Below are 272 nucleotides of genomic sequence, written 5' to 3' on the forward strand. Positions count from 1 at the left end.
TCCCCCAGGTTGCGGTTGTCCACGACCGTCTCGACCGGTACGCCGTCCGCGCACGTGATGCCGGCGCCCAGGCAGACCACGGCGTCGTCGAGGAAGAACCAGGACTTGCGGGCCTCCAGTGTGGAGCCGAGCCCCTTGAGGTGCTGGCCCACGGCCGCGTACTCGCCGTCGGTCGCGCCGCCGACCCATCGCACGTCCGGTTTGGGTGCGCCCCACTCGCCGCCCGCCCGGTCGGCCAGGCGCTTGGTGGAGACGGTGGTGCCGGGCAGCCG

General features: G+C 73.5%; 1 protein-coding gene. It reads right to left on the bottom strand.

Annotated elements, in window-relative coordinates; all coding sequences use genetic code 11:
* On the bottom strand, positions 1-272 hold a 272-nt coding region (locus OOT08_RS18840; RefSeq protein WP_325094435.1), incomplete at both ends, for a polysaccharide lyase family 8 super-sandwich domain-containing protein.

The sequence above is a fragment of the Leucobacter sp. M11 genome, assembly GCF_035726885.1.
In the GTDB taxonomy this organism is placed as follows: domain Bacteria; phylum Actinomycetota; class Actinomycetes; order Actinomycetales; family Microbacteriaceae; genus JAPFRB01.